At 52.4% G+C, this 17,783-nt stretch carries 14 protein-coding genes; 8 read left to right on the forward strand and 6 right to left on the reverse strand.

Translation table 11 applies throughout. The features are described from left to right. Positions 1-5 precede the first annotated feature (5 nt). The 5 genes from atpE to atpD are packed head-to-tail and all read right to left on the reverse strand — an operon-like array spanning position 6 to position 3,028. Positions 6-269, reverse strand: coding sequence for an ATP synthase F0 subunit C (gene atpE, locus G8770_RS20010; protein WP_167191250.1), 264 nt, complete (start codon positions 267-269; stop codon positions 6-8). Then, a complete protein-coding gene (locus G8770_RS20015) occupies positions 262-969 on the reverse strand; it encodes a F0F1 ATP synthase subunit A (protein WP_243760590.1) in 708 nt (235 codons plus the stop codon). The genes atpE and G8770_RS20015 overlap by 8 nt, the downstream gene beginning before the upstream one ends. A gap of 6 nt (positions 970-975) precedes the next feature. Continuing rightward, complete coding sequence (locus G8770_RS20020) at positions 976-1,251, reverse strand: AtpZ/AtpI family protein (protein ID WP_167191251.1); 276 nt, start codon at positions 1,249-1,251, stop codon at positions 976-978. Beyond that, complete coding sequence (locus G8770_RS20025; RefSeq protein WP_167191253.1) at positions 1,248-1,646, reverse strand: F0F1 ATP synthase subunit delta/epsilon; 399 nt, start codon at positions 1,644-1,646, stop codon at positions 1,248-1,250. Before G8770_RS20025 ends, G8770_RS20020 begins: the two co-directional genes overlap by 4 nt. Continuing rightward, on the reverse strand, positions 1,643-3,028 hold the full coding sequence (gene atpD / locus G8770_RS20030; RefSeq protein ID WP_167191255.1) for a F0F1 ATP synthase subunit beta: 1,386 nt from the start codon (positions 3,026-3,028) through the stop codon (positions 1,643-1,645). Before atpD ends, G8770_RS20025 begins: the two co-directional genes overlap by 4 nt. Before the next feature lie 764 nt (positions 3,029-3,792). Here atpD and G8770_RS20035 point away from each other — a divergent pair. The 8 genes from G8770_RS20035 (at position 3,793) to G8770_RS20070 (ending at position 14,933) form a co-directional block, all read left to right on the forward strand. Beyond that, entirely contained in the window at positions 3,793-4,131 is a 339-nt protein-coding gene (locus G8770_RS20035) for a hypothetical protein (RefSeq protein ID WP_167191257.1), read from the forward strand. A 345-nt stretch (positions 4,132-4,476) separates the two neighbouring features. Beyond that, positions 4,477-5,469, forward strand: coding sequence for a sensor domain-containing diguanylate cyclase (locus tag G8770_RS20040; protein ID WP_167191259.1), 993 nt, complete (start codon positions 4,477-4,479; stop codon positions 5,467-5,469). Between the two features lie 452 nt (positions 5,470-5,921). Beyond that, on the forward strand, positions 5,922-7,277 hold the full coding sequence (locus G8770_RS20045) for a TolC family protein (RefSeq protein WP_167191261.1): 1,356 nt from the start codon (positions 5,922-5,924) through the stop codon (positions 7,275-7,277). Beyond that, the gene (locus G8770_RS20050; protein ID WP_167191263.1) at positions 7,274-8,458 is read left to right on the forward strand and encodes an efflux RND transporter periplasmic adaptor subunit; all 1,185 of its coding nucleotides are present in this window, start codon (positions 7,274-7,276) and stop codon (positions 8,456-8,458) included. Before G8770_RS20045 ends, G8770_RS20050 begins: the two co-directional genes overlap by 4 nt. Then, positions 8,451-11,618 carry an efflux RND transporter permease subunit gene (locus G8770_RS20055; protein ID WP_341771181.1) on the forward strand — a complete coding sequence of 1,056 codons (3,168 nt, stop codon included), beginning with the start codon at positions 8,451-8,453 and terminating at the stop codon, positions 11,616-11,618. The genes G8770_RS20050 and G8770_RS20055 overlap by 8 nt, the downstream gene beginning before the upstream one ends. Before the next feature lie 30 nt (positions 11,619-11,648). Further along, a complete protein-coding gene (locus G8770_RS20060) occupies positions 11,649-12,341 on the forward strand; it encodes a response regulator transcription factor (protein WP_167191264.1) in 693 nt (230 codons plus the stop codon). Between the two features lie 55 nt (positions 12,342-12,396). Further along, positions 12,397-13,620, forward strand: coding sequence for a sensor histidine kinase (locus tag G8770_RS20065; RefSeq protein WP_167191266.1), 1,224 nt, complete (start codon positions 12,397-12,399; stop codon positions 13,618-13,620). A 275-nt stretch (positions 13,621-13,895) separates the two neighbouring features. Then, positions 13,896-14,933: an MBL fold metallo-hydrolase gene (locus G8770_RS20070; RefSeq protein ID WP_167191268.1), complete on the forward strand. Its 1,038-nt coding sequence runs from the start codon at positions 13,896-13,898 to the stop codon at positions 14,931-14,933. Positions 14,934-15,134: 201 nt separating this feature from the next. Here the strand turns inward: G8770_RS20070 and katG are convergent, their stop codons facing one another. Further along, positions 15,135-17,348 (reverse strand): catalase/peroxidase HPI, encoded by a 2,214-nt coding sequence (katG, locus tag G8770_RS20075; protein ID WP_167191270.1) that lies wholly within the window; start codon positions 17,346-17,348, stop codon positions 15,135-15,137. Positions 17,349-17,783: the final 435 nt, after the last annotated feature.

Raw genomic sequence — 17,783 nt, forward strand, 5'->3', positions numbered from 1 at the left:
GTGGCCTACTGTATGAGCGCAATTAAAGGGTTGCGAAAGAGCACGATTAAGGCGATGACCAAAACATAAATAGCCAGTGATTCAATCATGGCGAGACCGATAAACAGAGTCCGCATAATGGCCTTTTCACTTTCCGGCTGACGGGCCAGGGCTTCCAGTGCCTGACTGATGGCTCGTCCCATTGCCAGAGCGGGACCAATCACACCCAGGGCGATGGCCAGTAACACCATCGCCGTTGTAACAATGGTCAGTAATGATAAATCACTCATGGGCATTTCCTTTTTCAGTTTGAGACTTGTCGAGGTGACGTTGTTGCGATTGCAGCGCGCTGGCGATATAGATCAGTGCGAGTATTCCAAAAATATAGGCCTGGACCAGGGCTTCTACGATGTGCAGCATCAACAGCGGAACGGGTGCGAGAAAGCCGGCGACCAGCAGTACCAGCAGTGCGGCTATTTCCAGACTCATCATATTGCCAAACAGTCTTACTGCCAGAGCCAGGGTACGGGTCAGCTCACTGATCACGTGAAACGGTAACATCAGGGGAGTTGGGGTAAGGTAGTGGTTAAAATAGGCGCGCCAGCCCTGGCTGCGGATGCCAAACCAATGGACGGAGAAAAAGACAATCATCGCCAGAGCGCTGGTGATGGATAAGTCCCGGGTAGGGGATTCAAACCCGGGGATGATGCCAATTAAATTGGCAATGACCAGAAATATCCAAAGAGTTCCGATCAACGGCATTAATTGCCGGGTGTGCTCGGGCTGTACTGCGTGAACCGCATCTTCAATAGAGCCGACGATGCCTTCCAGCATAACTTGAGTGCCGCTGGGGTGAAGGGCTGACTTGCGGGTTAATAGCAGGGAAATCAGCACGATGCCCAACGTGATACCAAAGCTGGTGAGTAAACTGTTGGTCAGCTGCAGCGGTCCGAGGCTTATGGACCATTCGCTCATGATGTCTTTTTGCATGTTCAGTCAATCTTCCATGTTACGGATAAACCAGTACACATTGAGGGCGCCGACGATCACACCAAGAACGATAAAGCTCACCGTCCAGCTGGATGAAAATCCGGGCAGCTTTTCATCCAGCCAGGCGCCGAAGTAAGCGCCGCCGACAACTGGCAGCACAAATAGCAGCCCCACACTGCCAAAATAACCCATCTGCGCGAGGACGCTGGTATCGCGTCGGGCATTGTCGAGGCGCTTGACTTGTCGGCTGACTTTTTTTTTCAGCTCCTCCCGCTCTTTCATCGTTGGTGCTCCAGTTCCATCAGGCGTCGGAACATGGCTTTTTCAATGTGGGTAAGATTGCTTTTAATTTGCTGTAATGAGGCGTCCTCCGCCTGAAATTTTTGCTGCAGTATGGCCTGCATGTCAGAATAATTATTACCTCGCCAGTAGCGTCGGGTGTGGAGCACTAACTGATTTTTGCGAAAATAAATCAAACCACCGGATGTGGCTAAAAATTCACGTCGACCGTCTGTTCGATCGACTCGTGCCAAGCCCATCGTTAACACAGTAATGAAACGTGCATGGTTGGCCTGAATGCCAAAGCTGCCACTGGCATCTTCACCGACAAATAATGTAACCTCGTCAATGCGGTCGGTTTCTGTTGATTGAAATAGCTGCAGGGCAAAGGTGTTCATGACTCGCTTACCTGCATGCGACCTTGCATGTAGCAGGATTTTTCAGTGACACTGTCGTAATCGCCATTGATGAATGCTTCACAATCATCCAGTGTGTTGTCGAGACTCACGCTGACACCGGCGATGCCGGAGTGCTCCGCCGTGACAAAAAATGGCTGTGTGAGGTAGCGCTGTAATTTACGGGCTCGGCGAACAATTTGCTGGTCTTTCTCGGATAATTCTTCAATACCCAGCATGGAAATAATATTTTCCAGTTCTTTATAGCGGGCCAAATGCTCGCGCACCCCCTGGGCAATAGCGTAGTGACGCTGTCCGACAACCGTGGGGTCCAGTAATCGACTGCTGGAAGCCAGGGGGTCTACCGCAGGGTAAATGCCCTGGCTGGCCTGAGTGCGTGACAGAATCACATGGGTATCAAGATGGCTGAGGATTTCGCTGACGGCGGGGTCGGTCATGTCATCAGCGGGTACGTACACGGCCTGTACGGAGGTGATCGCGCCGGCGGGGGTTGAGTTAATTCGCTCTTCGAGTTCCGCGACTTCTGAGGCCAGGGTTGGCTGATAACCAACGGTGGCGGGCATACGCCCTAACAGACTGGAAATTTCGCTGCCAGCCTGAACAAACCGATAGACATTATCTATCACAAACAGGACTTCTTTTTGCAGGCTGTCGCGTAAATATTCGGCATACGTCAACGCGGTGAGTGCAACGCGCAGACGTACCCCCGGCGATTCGTCCATTTCCCCGTACACCAGGACCGCATGAGGTAATACGTCCGCAGCGCGCATTTCGTGCCATAACTCATGGCCTTCGCGAATGCGTTCTCCGACTCCACCAAATACCGACAGGCCTTGATGGAAATGGGCAATGGCGTGCATAAATTCCATGATTAACATGGTTTTGCCCACGCCGGCTCCCCCAAACAGGCCGGTTTTGCCCCCACGTACAAAAGGGCAGAGCAAATCGATAATTTTTATGCCGGTTGGCAGTACTTCATCGGTCGTCACGGAATCACTCAGCGGGACGGGGTGTCCGTGGATGTCAGCGTATTCGGTGGTGGTGAATGGGGGCAAATTGTCGAGCGGGGCACCGAAGACATCGACTACCCGTCCCAGGCAGGCCCTGGATACCGGCACCTGAACGGGGCCTCCGCTGTCAAATACCGCGGCGCCGCGCTGTAAACCGGCACCGCGGTGCAGAAGAATGGCCCGCACATGGAGATTGTCCAGATGCTGATGCACCTCGAACAGGTAGTGGTCTCCGTTAATCCGGGTGAAGAGGGCCCGGCGCAGAGGCGGTAATGGTTGGCATTGCACTACAATAACAGGCCCGTGGACTTCGGTAATCACACCAATGGGGGCAGTTTGGGAGTGGTTAGACATTGAAGTGCTCTTCCTTAAAGCAAAGCGGTCACAATGTGCCTTTGGGACAACAGCCTATCTAGAGAGTTTAGCAGCTGTGAATGAGGTGCCATTGATCACAATCAAGTTTTGTTTGGCCGCATGGGTCGTCTGCCTGAGCGCCCTTGGCGAAGGTTCGAGGGATGAAGTGGGACCCGTAAAATAGGACGCGCAAAACTCGGAAGTAAGTCACGCCAGGTTGAAAGGCGTCTGGCAAGCCCTGACAGCACATTTAAATTACCTTCAAATCGGCAAGCACGACAAACCATAGCCCATACCGCACATATAAAAGCCACTCATGCAAACCCAAGTTTCATAAATATTTGCGCGCGAATGACACTGCAAAAATGCATTGCTGTCGTCATGGAAACCAAGACACCCAGTCCGTCCAGAGATTGATCTCAGAGACTTTAGATAGAACAACGATCTATACCTTCAGGTACCTTGTCTTCAGGTATTTCATTCACGCTGAGACGGTCCGGGCCTTAAATTCAAAATAGAGCGTGCTAGCGCCAGACAGTCTTAGGATTTCGGCTGATAGTGGTGCCAGGAACAACGAACGTTAGGGGGACGGTGACGATATCGGTTAGTCGGACAGTGATTTGTGCGGTATCCCACAAGGGCCTGACGGTCGGCAATGTTTGGCGCTGATCTAACGGTAGTATCTGAGTATCTGAGTTTCGGCGTTGTCATTTTATCGACTTACCTCTAATCTTAAAGTACGACATCATAGCGAGGTGTGTCCCATGCTTTACAGTGAACGGACGTTTGATGGAGAACGAGTGGTTTTACACGGAAATTTTTATCGCGATTGTACCTTTAAAAATTGTGAACTGGTGTATGACGGTGATCCGTCCCCCACATTTCATAACAACCAGTTTGTTGATTCTGTTTTCGTCTTTACAGGACCGGCTTTAAGAACACTTTATTTTCTCGGCAACATGTATCGAGCCGGTGAAGGGGGACAGGAGGTCGTGGAAGAGACTTTTAATGATATCAAAATGGGCAATATTCATGGCGCTGAAGCCAGTACGATCATTCCGAACACCACCGACCACAGTTTGAAGGCACGGCATACTCAATAATGCCATGTTGGTTATGGCGATGGGTCATTTTGCATCCATAAAGCTGAGTAATTGTTGCGGGATTGATCCATTCAAAGACATTATTTTACCGCTCTGTCAGCCCCAGGAAGGGGGTGACATGGTTCCGCCTGTCCATCATCAGGGTTGTTGAGCGTGTCCCAAGATTGTGAGCCTCCAGCGCCTGACTTTGTGTTGCCTGGGTTCCACCTTACTTAAAATGAATAATGCGCCAACAGGGCATCAACCTTTGTGGCGGGCGGCATTTCAGTGTCTTATGAAAATAAGGTAAGGTTTAATGGGCTGAGCTAGAATCATTGGACGTATATATGCGCGTGGAACACAGCAATGCCTGGTAGTTTACCCAAAATGACGGATCAAAGCCTGGCGGCTACTCTGGAGCTGATCAGCGATGGCATATGGGATTGGAATGCCCGGACCAACTTTGTCTACCGAAGCCCTGGCTGGTATGTGATGCTGGGCTACGACGTGGATGAGCTCGAGAATACGGTTTTTACCTGGGAGAGTGTCATACACCCCGATGACTTTGACCGGGTGATGCAGCACTTTGACGATCACATCAACGATAAATCGTCCGAATATAAGGTTCAGTATCGTTGCCGCACCAAACATGGCGGCTATCTGTGGATAGAAGATCGGGGCAAGATTGTTGAACGCAATGCCGATGGCACGGTTGCCCGAATGATCGGTGTGCATCATGATTGCTCCGTGGAGAAACAGCAACGGGAAGAGTCGGAGAAGAAAAATCTCTCCCTGCAGGAAATCGTCAATACCCAGACCCGGGAATTGATTGAGGTTAATCGTCTCTTGGCGCAGAAAATCAAAGAAGTGGAATTGTTGGCCACCAAAGATTCCCTGACTTCACTGTATAACCGACTTCATTTTGACCAAACCTTGAAATTGGAATGCGCACGCTCCATTCGATTTAATGAACCCTTGTCGTTAATTGCCATTGACGTCGATAATCTTAAGCCCATTAATGATCAGTTCGGCCATGCTGCTGGAGATCTGACCCTGGTGAAAATAGCGGAAATCATCGACGCCAATATCCGCGAAATTGATATCCCGGTCAGGTGGGGCGGCGATGAGTTTATGCTGTTGTTGCCGAACACTCCCCTGGATCGGGCACTGGTGCTGAGCGAAAAATTACAGGGTTTGATTCACCATTTAGACATACACCCTGACACTGTGACCTCGGCCAGTTTCGGGGTTGCTCAATTGGAAAAAGGCGAAGAGCCTAACCAGTTTGTGAGTCGTGCGGACTGCGCCTTATACAGATCCAAAAAAGCGCGGGTTAAAAAATCTACCGATTTTGACTAGCGGCATCGTCTCTGGTCTGCTGATAAAGCGGATTGCGATCTGAAGTATGACCTGCTTGTGTATTTAAACGCTGGCAAGGGGCAACGGCCATTTGGTTGTCAATACCCTCTCTGCTGAAGTATTTCCCCCCGGTTCCTATTTATAACACCTGCGTTGCATCGAACCTATCGGGTTAAGTCCGGTAAAGGCGTGCTGTTTTTGTCATACAGCTATTTTGTAAGATGTTTTTGCACAGCGCTACCCCCCGGTTTTCCAGCCACTGATGTCCCCTTTTGGGGGTGTCTGGCCGTGACCTCATCCCGAATCAGTTCCTTTCCCCCTGGCCAGGGCCTTAACCCGACGTTAACCCCCGGTTGTCTATAGTCGCACTCTCAGCGTAGCCATGTTGGCGTTATGGGGTTGGCGCTGCCGTGTTGACGAAGTTATGTAACGCTCAAGGAGCAGAAACGTTCATGAAGTATTTACGCCGATTAACCCCTGTTATTGTGCTTGGCAGTCTGCTGTTAGGTGGGTGTAGCTCTTTGGGTGGCGAGACGGGCTATGCTGCGCAGGCAGAACAGCAGCGGCAGATTCAACAGTGGTCGCAGCTGGACAACAGCCAGGCGGTGATGGAGCTTACCGACCTGCTGCACTCCCCGGAACTGGAGTTTTTGATTGATGAAGCCCTGCAGGCCAATCCCAGCCTGCAGCAGACCTTGTTGTCTCTGAATATTCTTCAAGCCCAGTACCGTCAGTCCCGTTCTGAACAGCTGCCCAGTGTGAATGCAGGGGTGGATGCCAGTAAAAGTGAGGATCAAGAGGCCCTTTATACCGGTTCAGCGAGCATCAGTTGGGAGTTGGACTTGTGGTTGAAAGTGGCCAATCAAACCAGTGCCGCCGCCAAAGACGTGGCTGAACAGCAGGCGCTCTATCAATCTGCCCGGGATACACTGGTGGCAGAGGTCATGAAGGGTTGGTTACAACTGACGAATTTACAGCACACAGTACGTATTGAAGAGCAGCGGGTGGAGGTGTTGACAAAAAATGAGCAGTTGATTGTCCAGCGCTATCGCTCGGGACTGGGGTCTCTGGAGGACCTTGACAGTGCCCGCAGTACGGCGGCCAGCGCTCGCGCCAACCTGGAGTCCACCCGCGAGTCTCTGGCCCAGCAACAGCGCGCTCTGAATGTCCTGTTGGGTCGTTCTCAAGGTGCGGCGGTGATTGCCAGTGACTATCCCGACGTCTTGGTGCCCCTGGCCGATTTACCGCAACAGACACTGCAGCGCCGTCCCGATTTGAAAGCCGCCTGGCTGGCCATTGAAGCCGATGATTTCAGGACTCAGGTGGCGTACAAAAATATGTTGCCATCCATCAGCCTGCAAGCCTCGCTGGAAGACAGTGTCGGCTCGTTGTCGCAGGCGTTGCTGAAAGACCCTGTTTGGGCTCTCTTGAGCCAGCTCACCGCTCCGTTGTTTCAAGGTGGGGCGTTGAAAGCTGCTGCCGAGGCAGCGGAACTGACCACCGCGCAAAGTTATCAGGCCTACCGTGAGACTTTGTTCTCCGCAGTGCAGGAAGTCGAAGATGCGATCGGCCTTGAGCGCAGCTTGAACCGCCAACTGCATTATACACAGGCCGCTGTCGACAGTGCCCGCCGGAACCTGAATCAGTACCAAAGCAAATACCGCAGTGGTCTGGCGACGATGCTGGACTTGCTGCTGGTGCAGCAGCAGGCCTACGACCTTGAAGCTCAATTGGATAATTTGACCTACCAGTTCCTCAGCAATCGCATCACTTTGGGACTGGCTCTGGGATTGGGAGTAAACACATGATTAAGCGTTATTCTAAAGGATTTTCCCTGTTGGCCGCGTTGCTGATACTGGCGGGAGTCGTGATCTACAACAGTCATATGATGGCTGCACAGACGAACCGCCCCATACCGGTGAAACAGGTTCACACAGATTATCCTGAAGTGTCCGTCATCAGCGTGACCGCGGGTAGCCATGCTGCCACCGTGGAAGCCTTTGGTGCGGCGGAACCTCATTACAAACTGGAGCTGACGTCGCAACTGGCGGGTCGCGTGGAGATGCTGTCAGCGACCTTTGACAGCGGCCGGCAAGTGAAAAAAGGGGACTTGTTGCTGCAATTGGAAAGCAGCAATTATCGCGCAGCCCTGGCTGCTGCTGAAAACGATCTGGCCACTGCCGAAGTGGACTTTCTGGAAGCCCAGCGAGAAGCCGAGCAGGCGCGCGTTGAATGGGAAAATTCCGGTTTGACCGGTGAACCGGATTCTCCGCTGGTGTTGCGACAACCTCAGTTAAACGCTGCCAGGGCCGCGGTAGAAAATGCCAGGGCGGCCGTGGCCAGCGCGCGCCAAGAGCTGGAGCAGACCCGTATTCGGGCGCCGTTTGATGCGTTGATTGTCAGTCGCAGTGTGTCGCCTGGCAGCTTCCTGCAGGCCGGCGGAGCTGTCGCTTCGTTATACAGTACAGATTGGCTGCAGATCTCGCTGCCGATGTCTAAACGTGACTGGCAGAAATTGCCGGATGTTCAAACTTTGGATGAAGGTGAGTGGCCAGTGCTGTTTACCGACGTCGAAACCGGTCAGCAGTGGCAGGGGCATGTGCTCCGTACAGAATTACACCTGGATGCAACTACTCGTCAACAGTCTTTAATCGCGGCGGTCGAAAAACCGTTGCAGCAAACACCGGTACTGGCACCGGGCACCTTTGTGCGCGCCGAAGTTAAGGGGCGTGCGATGGACGATCTGTGGCAGCTGCCGGCGTCCTCTCTTAGCCAGCGGGGTGAGATCTGGTATGTCGAAGCAGATACCCTGAAAAAATTTGCGGCCGATCCGGTCTCCAGTGACGCGAATGTTATTAATGTGTTGCCGCCCAAAAATTTACAGGGCCTGAGCGTACAGGTGCTGGTACACCCTCTGAGCAGTTATATCGAGGGTATGGCGGTCGTTGCCAGAGAATACACCATGGTGGTGGAGGTGGCCAGTGAGTAATCAAACCTGGAATCAGGGGGTTATTCCCTGGTTTGCACGCAATCCGGTGGCGGCCAACCTGTTTATGTTGTTGGTGATTGTGCTGGGGGTGTTTCAGATGGACGGTCTGCGCAAAGAAGCGTTTCCGAGTCTTGAGCCCAATAGCCTGACCGTCAGTATGAGTTATGACAGTGGCTCGGCGCAGCAGTCTGAAGAGGGGCTGGCGATCAAAATCGAGGAGCAGTTAGAGGGGGTCACCGGGATCAAGAGCCTCACCAGTGCTTCTACGGGTACCGGTGTGACGGTGACGGTGGAAAAAGCCAGTGACTATGACCTGGATGTCCTGCTGCGGGATGTGAAAACCAAGGTAGATGCGATATCGACGTTTCCCGCCGATGCTAAAAAACCGGTCATTGAAAAAGCCCAGCGGCAGGAACATTCACTCTGGTTACAGCTCTACGGCAACGGTGATCGTCAGACGCTGCAACAACTGGCGCAGGATTTAAAGTCGGATCTGTTGGCCCATGCTCAAATCAGCAGCGTGACGGTGTCAGGCTGGCTGGATCCGATGATGGCCATTGAAGTGGATGAAGGTCGCCTGCAAGCCTATGGATTGTCGTTATCGGACATTGAAGAGGCGATTAATCAAGGTTCTTCCAGCACCATGACCGCGGTGCTGAAAAATGAAGCGGTTTATCTGCAGTTAAAAGCGTCGGAACAGGCTTACCTGAAAGAAGATTTCGCCGCCATACCCTTGTTGACCAGTGCGAGTGGAGTGCGTTTAACCCTGGGGGATATTGCCACGGTGCACGACACTTACGCGGACGATACTTCCGTGTTATCCCGCTTCAACGGGCAAAACAGTCTGGCCATTCAGGTGATCACCACCGGTCAGGATGATATCACCAAAACCGTTGACGCGGCTAAATCCGTGGTGGCCGACTGGCATCAGGCGCAGCGGTTGCCGCAGGGGATTGAGTTGACCAGCTGGTATGACCGCAGTGAATTTATCAGCGAGCGCTTGGAATTGATGACCGGTAACGCGTTGACCGGTGTCATCATGGTCTTTATCCTGTTGGCCATTTTTCTGAACCTGACCGTGGCGTTCTGGGTGGCAATGGGATTGCCGTTTATTTTCTTCGGCACCCTGTTTTTTATGGGAGATGATTTTGCCGGACTGTCGTTGAATGAATTTACCACGTTCGGTTTCATCATGGCACTGGGTATTGTTGTAGACGATGCTGTGGTGGTCGGAGAAAGTGTGTACAGTGTGCGCAAGGCCGAAGGGGACAGCTTAGAAAATACCATTAAAGGCACCATGCGGGTTGCCGTACCCACGTTATTTGGTGTACTGACAACGGTCGCTGCCTTCTTTTCCCTGTCACAGATCAGTGGCATGTTGGGTGAAATCTATGCCCAGTTCGCCACAGTGGTGACCATCTGTCTGCTGTTGTCGATGGTGGAATCGAAACTGATCCTGCCGTCACACCTTGCGCAGCTGAAGACACATCAGACTGCCAGCCAGAATCGGCTCATGCGCATCATTCACTGGGTGCAGAAACAAGCCGATGCGGGTTTACAGTGGTTTAGTGAACGTCTCTACAAACCCGCCATCGAATTCGCATTGCAGTATCGATATGCCGTAGTGATGGTGTTTATGGCGGCGTTCATATTGGTCATCGCCATGCCCTTTACTGGTGCTTTGAGAGTCAGTTTTTTTCCAGAACTCAGTGGTGATACGGTTAGTGCACGGTTAACCATGCAGGCAGATACCAGCTTTGGCCAGACACATTCTGCGTTGCTGGGCATTGAACAAAAAGCTCATCAGATTGATCGGCAGTTGCTGGCTGAAAAAGGCAGCCGTCTGGATTCCGGCATTGCCAATTTACAGGTTTTATCAGAAGCCGATCAGTCGGGTAAAGTGACCGTCGAACTGTCAAAAGCATCGCCCTATAATATGGATGAGTTTACCCGCGCCTGGAAAGCGATCGTGTCGATTCCGGAAGGGGCGAAAACCATCAGTGTGGCCAGTCGTCCGGAAATGGTCGATGCCCTGCGGATAGAGCTGCGAGCCAGCGACGATGAGGTGTTGAATGGTGCCGGAGCTCTGTTGAAGTCAGCTCTGGAAAAAACGCCAGCCGTCAGTGGCATTGAAGACAATTTCGAAGCCAGCCAGCCGCAGTTATACCTTAAATTGAACGCCCAGGGTGAGGCCTTGGGACTGACCACCGATATGTTGGCCGAACAGGTGCTGCAGGCTTTTAGTGGCCAGGTGGTACAGCGTTTCCAGCGCAGTACCGACGAAATTGAAGTGAAGGTTCGCTATCCGCAAGCGGCACGTCAGAATCCCGCGGATGTGCTCAATGCCCGCATCCGCACCGAGGACGGAGCGGTGTTGCCTCTGTCCAGTGTTGCTAGCGTTGAATACGGGTTTGCCCGTGACACGATTACCCGTATTGACAACAAAAGGGCACTGTATTTGTCGGCAGATGTGGACAAAGAAGCTCTGTCATCAACGGATTTGGTGTCCAGTTTGCAACGTGACCTTGTGCCTCAAATTAAACGTCAGTACCCGTCACTGGAAATTCGTTTTGCCGGCGAGGCGGAGGAGCAGCAAGAAACGCAAACTTCCATGAGCACAATGTTTGTCGGTGCCATGTTGGTGATCTACATCTTGTTGGCCATTCCCCTGGGATCTTACTTTCAGCCCTTTATCATTATGACCGCGATTCCGTTTGGCATCATGGGAGCTATGCTGGGGCACTGGATGAACGATCTGGCGCTGAGTATCCTGTCGTTTAACGGTATCATCGCTCTGAGCGGGGTTGTGGTGAATGACAGTTTGCTGTTGGTCACGCGTTATAATGAATTATATCGCAATGGCGACAATCTGATGGACGCTTTGGTGAACGCCTGTCGAGGCCGTTTGCGCGCTGTATTGTTGACGTCCTTCACGACCTTTGCAGGACTGGTCCCTTTGCTGTCAGAAACGTCCATGCAGGCACAATCCTTGATTCCGGCAGCGGTGTCACTGGGTTACGGCATTATGTTTGCTACCCTGGTGACCCTGATTTTGATACCGGTGCTGCTGGCCATCCAGTATGATATCGTGGTGGTGTTAAGTCGTTTGCGACAACTTTTAAAGCCGGACAGCATATTGAAGCCGGAAGAAAGTCTTTAAGCTGGATTAGGTCATAGGCTGGACAATTTGATGTTGAAACTGCTGTTGATTGAAGACGACCTCGATCTCGCCCAGACACTGGTGCAGTATCTTGAGCTGGAAGAGATGATTTGTGACCATGCCAGTAACGGTGTGGCCGGGTTGAATCTGATCGCGAAAAATAACTATGATGTGCTATTGCTGGATGTCAATTTGCCGCGCATGGACGGCCTGCGGGTGTGCCAGAATTTGAGACAGAAGGGCAATGATGTTCCGGTGCTGATGCTGACTGCGCGAGATCAGCTGGATGACAAATTAAAAGGTTTTGCCGCCGGCAGTGACGATTATCTGGTGAAGCCCTTTGAGTTGCAGGAGTTGCTGGTGCGCATTCATGCTCTGTCGAGGCGTCGCAGTGGGCAGGTAAAAGTAATGACCTGCGGTGACCTTGAAATGAATCTCAGCGAGCGCGCGGTAACCCGTGCCGGAAAGTTACTTCAGTTATCGCCGACCAGTTGGAAGCTGCTGGAATGTCTGTTGCGAGCTTCCCCGACGCCGGTATCTCGTGAAACACTGATGGACGCTGTGTGGGGGGATGAGCACCCTGACAGCAACAGTTTAAAAGTACATATTTTTAATTTAAGAAAGGTAATAGACGCTCCTTTTCCTGTGGCTCTACTGCACACGATAAGTGGTGTAGGTTTTGCCTTGAAACCACCCTCTCGGCACTCACTTGATGAAATTTAAATTCAGTCTGCGGCTGTTATTGGTCGCCTCTTTTTTGTCATTGGGACTGGTCCTTATGGCAACCTATTCGGTCGTGACCACCGAATATTTTATTCGTGGCCTCGACAGTTCCCTGATGTTTAATATGGAACGGGTAGCACGGGTCTACCGAAAGTGGATTCCGCAAGAGGACTATGCCAAGGGTACGGATTTTATCAATTTCTTTCTCTCCTCAAACTGGGACACCATGCCCGAGTATGTCCATCAGGTCTTTGATAACCCTCCTGATGAACATTCGCGGTTGTTAAAACACTCGAACTCTGGCTGGTTTGATCCGCCATCAGAAATTGTGTTTTTGATGAGTTACGAAGATGAACAGGGTACTCTTTACATCAGTCAGCTGATGAGGCCAGATTATAAATCCTCCGTGGTGGATGCTACCCATAAACAAAATAAGCAATTGTGGCTGCTGGTCAGTTTTTTGGTGATGGCCTTTGTGGCACTGATCTGCTGGCTTCTGCTGCGTCATATTTCCCGCCCGATTGCCGCCTTGCGCACTTGGACGCACTCGCTCGACAGCGACAAACTCAGTCAGCCGTTGCCGGATTTTTCGTACCCGGAATTGAATGAAATGGCGGAGCTTATCCGCAACAGTCTTTCATCGGTGCAGCAAGCGCTGGAACGAGAACACCGATTTTTACGTTACGCCAGTCACGAGTTGCGAACGCCCATCTCAACCATTCGAAGTAACATTGAACTGTACCAAAAACTGAGTTTGAAACAGCAGCGCCCGGCCAGTGAGCAGGCGGTGCTGGATCGAATTGACCGAGCCAGTAAAACCATGAAATACCTGACGGAAACGTTGTTGTGGTTAAACCACGAGCCGGATTCACCGCTGCGAACACAGCTGGTGAATTTGCCGGATCTGGTGCAAGAGCTGGCCAGCGAAATGGAGTATTTGTTAACCGGTAAACCGGTTGATGTGGAGATAAAGACCCATCCATTTGAGTGCAACATTCCGATGATTCCGGCGCGTATAATTATCGGCAATCTGATTCGCAACGCCTATCAGCATTGCTGGGAAGGCCGTGTCCTGATAGAGCAGCAAAACGGCTGTATTAGCATCAGCAATCCCGTCGGCAGTGATGAACTCGCAGGCGATAGTTTGAACCAACAAAGTGGTTATGGACTGGGATTGGAATTGACCCATCAATTGACCCAACGGATGCGGTGGACCTGCCAGCATCAGATCGAGGACAACCGTTATTGGGTGGAATTGATCATTGCTCCTTCAGACTAAAAAAGCGGGTGCTGGTGAGGCCATGCTGTCAGCAACCTGTTCAGGTTTATCAACTATAATAATCAGCAGTACATCTCAAATGTCTAGCACTTTTGCACGGTATCTTTTACACACAACACTAGCGACATAGGTTTTAGTTGGCACAGGTGTTCTTTAATATGAGATTTAGCCAAGTCTGCTATCGCCACTGTTTGCTGTTAGTATCATGATGTTCACGTTTCATGAATATAAGAGTGTTAAAGATTCATTAGTCAGGGTAACAGCAGGAACCGATCATGATATTTGAACAGTTTGCCGCCGGTGGCTGCCAGTCTTACCTGGTGGGTTGTGAAAAGCATTGTGTCGCGGTGTTGATTGACCCCGAAATCAGCCTGGTCGATCGCTATACTGCGGCGGCGGCCCGAGATGGATTGCGGATTCTGTATCTTATCGATACCCATACGCATGCCGACCATTTCTCAGCCACGCAACAGCTGGCCAAAAGGTTGTCAGTGCCCATTGTGATGTATCGTTCCAGTCCGGCGCCTTTCGTCAATTTACGCCTGGACGATGGCGAGATGCTGGCGGTGGGTGACCTCCGGTTTAAGGTGATGCACACGCCGGGTCACACCAAAGACTCCATGTGTCTGTTGGTGGAAGATCGGGTATTTTCGGGTGACACCCTGCTGATCGGGGGGACGGGCCGCACCGACTTGCCAAGCGGTGATCCCGATGAGCTTTATGACAGTCTGTTCAATCGGCTGCTGCTGCTGGATCCGGCCACCAAGGTGTATCCCGCCCATGACTACCAGGGCCGCAGCCACACAACCATCGGCGCTGAACTTACCTCGAACCCCCGTTTACAGCGGCGCAAACGTGAAGAGTTCGTCACCATGATGCGCAATCTTGAACTCAACATGCCGACCCATTTAACGGAAGCCTTGCGCACCAATATGAGCGGCGGCAAAAGCGTGGCGCAGATGTTGACCGAAGCGTCTGAAGCGGTGCCGTTTATGTCGCTGGAAGAGTTGAAAGCCCAGTGTGAGTTGCCTGCCAACAATCTGATTATTCTCGATGTGCGCGAGCGCGATGCCTACCAGCAAGGTCACATTCCTGGAGCCCGTTTGCTGCCAAGGGGTCAGCTTGAATTGCGCGTTAATGAGGATTTGCCAGACCCGACGCAACGCATCCTGGTGTATTGCGAGCTGGGTCGAATATCCACGCTGGCGACAGCCACCCTGCGTCAAATGGGGTTTGACCGGGCAACAGCTCTGGATGGTGGGATGAAGTCGTGGCGAGAAGCCGGCTACCCCGTCCAGTCAGGCATTGAGTAGAGGTCTCACCATAATTCATTGTGAAATTGGACCTGTGTCTGGTTCGATAGAGTCTGTGTCTGACCCGATAGAACCTGTGTTTCATTAGCCTGTGTTTCATTAGATAGAGCCGTTCGGACCTCGTTAAGCACGAGACCCGAACGGCGTGCGTCCATGTTACGCCTTTGGCGTCAGGCGAGATTGACGCAAGCAGGAATCAGGCTAGACGAGATCGAAGCGATCGGCGTTCATGACCTTATTCCAGGCGGCGACAAAGTCACCCACAAATTTTCCTTTTGCATCGTCCTGGGCATACACCTCGGCCAGAGCCCGCAATTGGGAGTTGGAGCCGAACACCAGATCGACTCGAGTGGCGGTCCATTTGACGTCGTTGGTCTTGCGGTCACGGCCTTCGAAGACATCTTCATCGGCGGCGGTCGGTTTCCATTCGGTGCTCATGTCCAGCAGGTTAACGAAGAAGTCGTTGCTCAACGTGCCCGGGGTTTTGGTGAATACCCCGTGAGGTGATTGGTTGTAGTTGGCATCAAGTACGCGCAAGCCACCAATCAGCGCGGTCATCTCAGGCGCACTCAGGTGCAGCAGTTGCGCTTTATCCACCAGCATTTCTTCATCCGCTACCGTGAACTTGGTTCGGCGATAGTTGCGGAATCCATCCGCTTCCGGTTTCAGCGGTTCAAAGGATTCAATGTCGGTCTGGTCCTGAGTGGCATCGGTACGGCCTGGACTGAACGGCACTTCAATCTTGTGACCCGCAGCTTTTGCGGCCTGTTCAATGGCGGCACAGCCACCGAGCACAATGACGTCAGCCAGTGACACTTTTTTATTCCCCGATTGGGCATCGTTGAACGCCTTCTGCACCCCTTCAAGCGTTTGCAGTATGCTGGCTAATTGTGCGGGCTGATTGACTTCCCAGTCCTTTTGCGGTGCCAGGCGGATGCGTGCGCCGTTGGCGCCACCGCGCATGTCAGAGCCACGATACACCGAAGCCGAAGCCCAGGCCGTGGACACCAGCTGAGCGATCGACAGGCCACTGCCGAGGAGATCACTTTTCAGGGTCGCGATGTCTTTTCCATCGATCAGGTCGTGATCGACGGCGGGCACGGGATCCTGCCAGATCAGTTCTTCTGACGGAACTTCAGGTCCGAGATAGCGTGATATCGGGCCCATGTCACGATGGGTGAGCTTGTACCAGGCACGGGCAAAGGCGTCGGCGAATTCTTCCGGGTTTTTGTGGAAGTGTTCTGAAATTTTACGGTAGGCCGGATCCTCTTTCATGGCCATGTCGGCGGTGGTCATGATGATGGGTTGGAGGATGGAAGAGTCTTCGGCGTCCGGAGCCATGTCTTTATCCGCCAGGTCTTTGGGGGTCCATTGATGGGCTCCCGCCGGACTCTTGGTGAGTTCCCACTCATAGCCAAACAGCACGTCGAAGTAACTCATGTCCCATTGGGTGGGGGTCGGCGTCCAGGCGCCTTCCAGGCCACTGGTGGTGGCGTCGCGGCCCTTGCCGCTGCCATGACTGTTTTTCCAGCCCAGTCCCATTTCTTCCATCGGCGCCGCTTCTGGCTCGGGTCCGACTAACTCAGGGTCGCCGGCGCCATGGGTCTTGCCAAAGGTGTGACCCCCGGCGGTGAGCGCGACGGTCTCGTAGTCGTCCATGGCCATACGGGCAAAGGTCTCTCGTACGTCACGGCCAGAGGCAATCGGGTCCGGGTTGCCGTCCGGGCCCTCCGGGTTGACATAAATCAGGCCCATCTGCACGGCTGCCAGCGGGTTTTCAAGATCCCGTTCGCCAGAGTAGCGACTGTTGGCCTTGTCACTGGTGGCCAGCCACTCGTCTTCGGCACCCCAGTAGATGTCTTCTTCCGGCTCCCAGATATCGGCTCGTCCACCGGCGAAACCAAAGGTTTTGAAGCCCATGGACTCCAGCGCACAGTTGCCGGCCAGGATCATGAGATCGGCCCAGGACAGTTTGTTGCCGTATTTTTGCTTGATGGGCCAGAGCAATCGTCTGGCCTTGTCGAGGTTGCCGTTGTCCGGCCAGCTGTTGAGGGGGGCAAATCGTTGTGAGCCGGAACCGGCCCCGCCGCGGCCATCACCGATACGGTAGGTGCCGGCACTGTGCCAGGCCATGCGGATAAAGAAAGGGCCGTAGTGACCGTAGTCGGCAGGCCACCAGTCCTGAGAGTCGGTCATCAGGGCAAACAGATCCTGTTTAACCGCCGTCAGGTCGAGTTTTGTGAACTCGTCGGCGTAGTTAAAGGTGTCACCGAGTGGGTTCATTTCGGCAGTGTTCTGGTGAAGGATTTTCAGATTCAGCTGGTTTGGCCACCAGTTTTGGTTGGCGGTGCCTTTATCGGCCAGCTTGGTGCGTGAGCCGTGCATGACGGGGCATTTACCGGTACTACTGCTCATATATAACTCCTCATATATAACTCCGTTTTTACGTGAGTGGACCTGATTCATGAAATCTGACTTGGACGATATTGCTCTTTTTTGTCCTTAATGAGTGTAAAGGGGAGCGTGGTTGTTTGGATTACTCAGGGGCTCTGTGGTTACCCAGACAACAATAGTTTCTATAGTAGTAATAACAGGGCAGTAATGCTTCCTAATGTTCATTGTATATTTTCACCGGATCGATAGTGAAATTACATGTCATTGGGGTTTCTCATGTGGATACGCTATAGCATCGGGCCTTAAGGTGTTTGCAAGGACTTACTGGCGGTTAATTTATGGTTCATCGCGGATTGGCGTGAAAAGGTAGGAGACGACGGTAAAACCGGTTAGTTTTGAGTTCGCCAAAACAACAAACCCAACCGACTTACCGCCGCCTTATGAATGCTAATCTTC

The organism is Pseudomaricurvus hydrocarbonicus (genome assembly GCF_011602365.1).
Classification (GTDB): Bacteria; Pseudomonadota; Gammaproteobacteria; order Pseudomonadales; family Cellvibrionaceae; genus Pseudomaricurvus; species Pseudomaricurvus hydrocarbonicus.

Bases quoted from the DNA above. Each gene is read 5' to 3' on its own strand.
- G8770_RS20060 (WP_167191264.1), top strand. From the start codon at position 11,649: ATGTTGAAACTGCTGTTGATTGAAGACGACCTCGATCTCGCCCAGACA.
- atpD (WP_167191255.1), bottom strand. From the start codon at position 3,028: ATGTCTAACCACTCCCAAACTGCCCCCATTGGTGTGATTACCGAAGTC.
- G8770_RS20020 (WP_167191251.1), bottom strand. From the start codon at position 1,251: ATGAAAGAGCGGGAGGAGCTGAAAAAAAAAGTCAGCCGACAAGTCAAG.
- G8770_RS20035 (WP_167191257.1), top strand. From the start codon at position 3,793: ATGCTTTACAGTGAACGGACGTTTGATGGAGAACGAGTGGTTTTACAC.
- G8770_RS20045 (WP_167191261.1), top strand. From the start codon at position 5,922: ATGAAGTATTTACGCCGATTAACCCCTGTTATTGTGCTTGGCAGTCTG.
- atpE (WP_167191250.1), bottom strand. From the start codon at position 269: ATGAGTGATTTATCATTACTGACCATTGTTACAACGGCGATGGTGTTA.
- katG (WP_167191270.1), bottom strand. From the start codon at position 17,348: ATGAGCAGTAGTACCGGTAAATGCCCCGTCATGCACGGCTCACGCACC.
- G8770_RS20015 (WP_243760590.1), bottom strand. From the start codon at position 969: ATGCAAAAAGACATCATGAGCGAATGGTCCATAAGCCTCGGACCGCTG.
- G8770_RS20040 (WP_167191259.1), top strand. From the start codon at position 4,477: ATGCCTGGTAGTTTACCCAAAATGACGGATCAAAGCCTGGCGGCTACT.
- G8770_RS20070 (WP_167191268.1), top strand. From the start codon at position 13,896: ATGATATTTGAACAGTTTGCCGCCGGTGGCTGCCAGTCTTACCTGGTG.
- G8770_RS20065 (WP_167191266.1), top strand. From the start codon at position 12,397: ATGGCAACCTATTCGGTCGTGACCACCGAATATTTTATTCGTGGCCTC.
- G8770_RS20050 (WP_167191263.1), top strand. From the start codon at position 7,274: ATGATTAAGCGTTATTCTAAAGGATTTTCCCTGTTGGCCGCGTTGCTG.
- G8770_RS20025 (WP_167191253.1), bottom strand. From the start codon at position 1,646: ATGAACACCTTTGCCCTGCAGCTATTTCAATCAACAGAAACCGACCGC.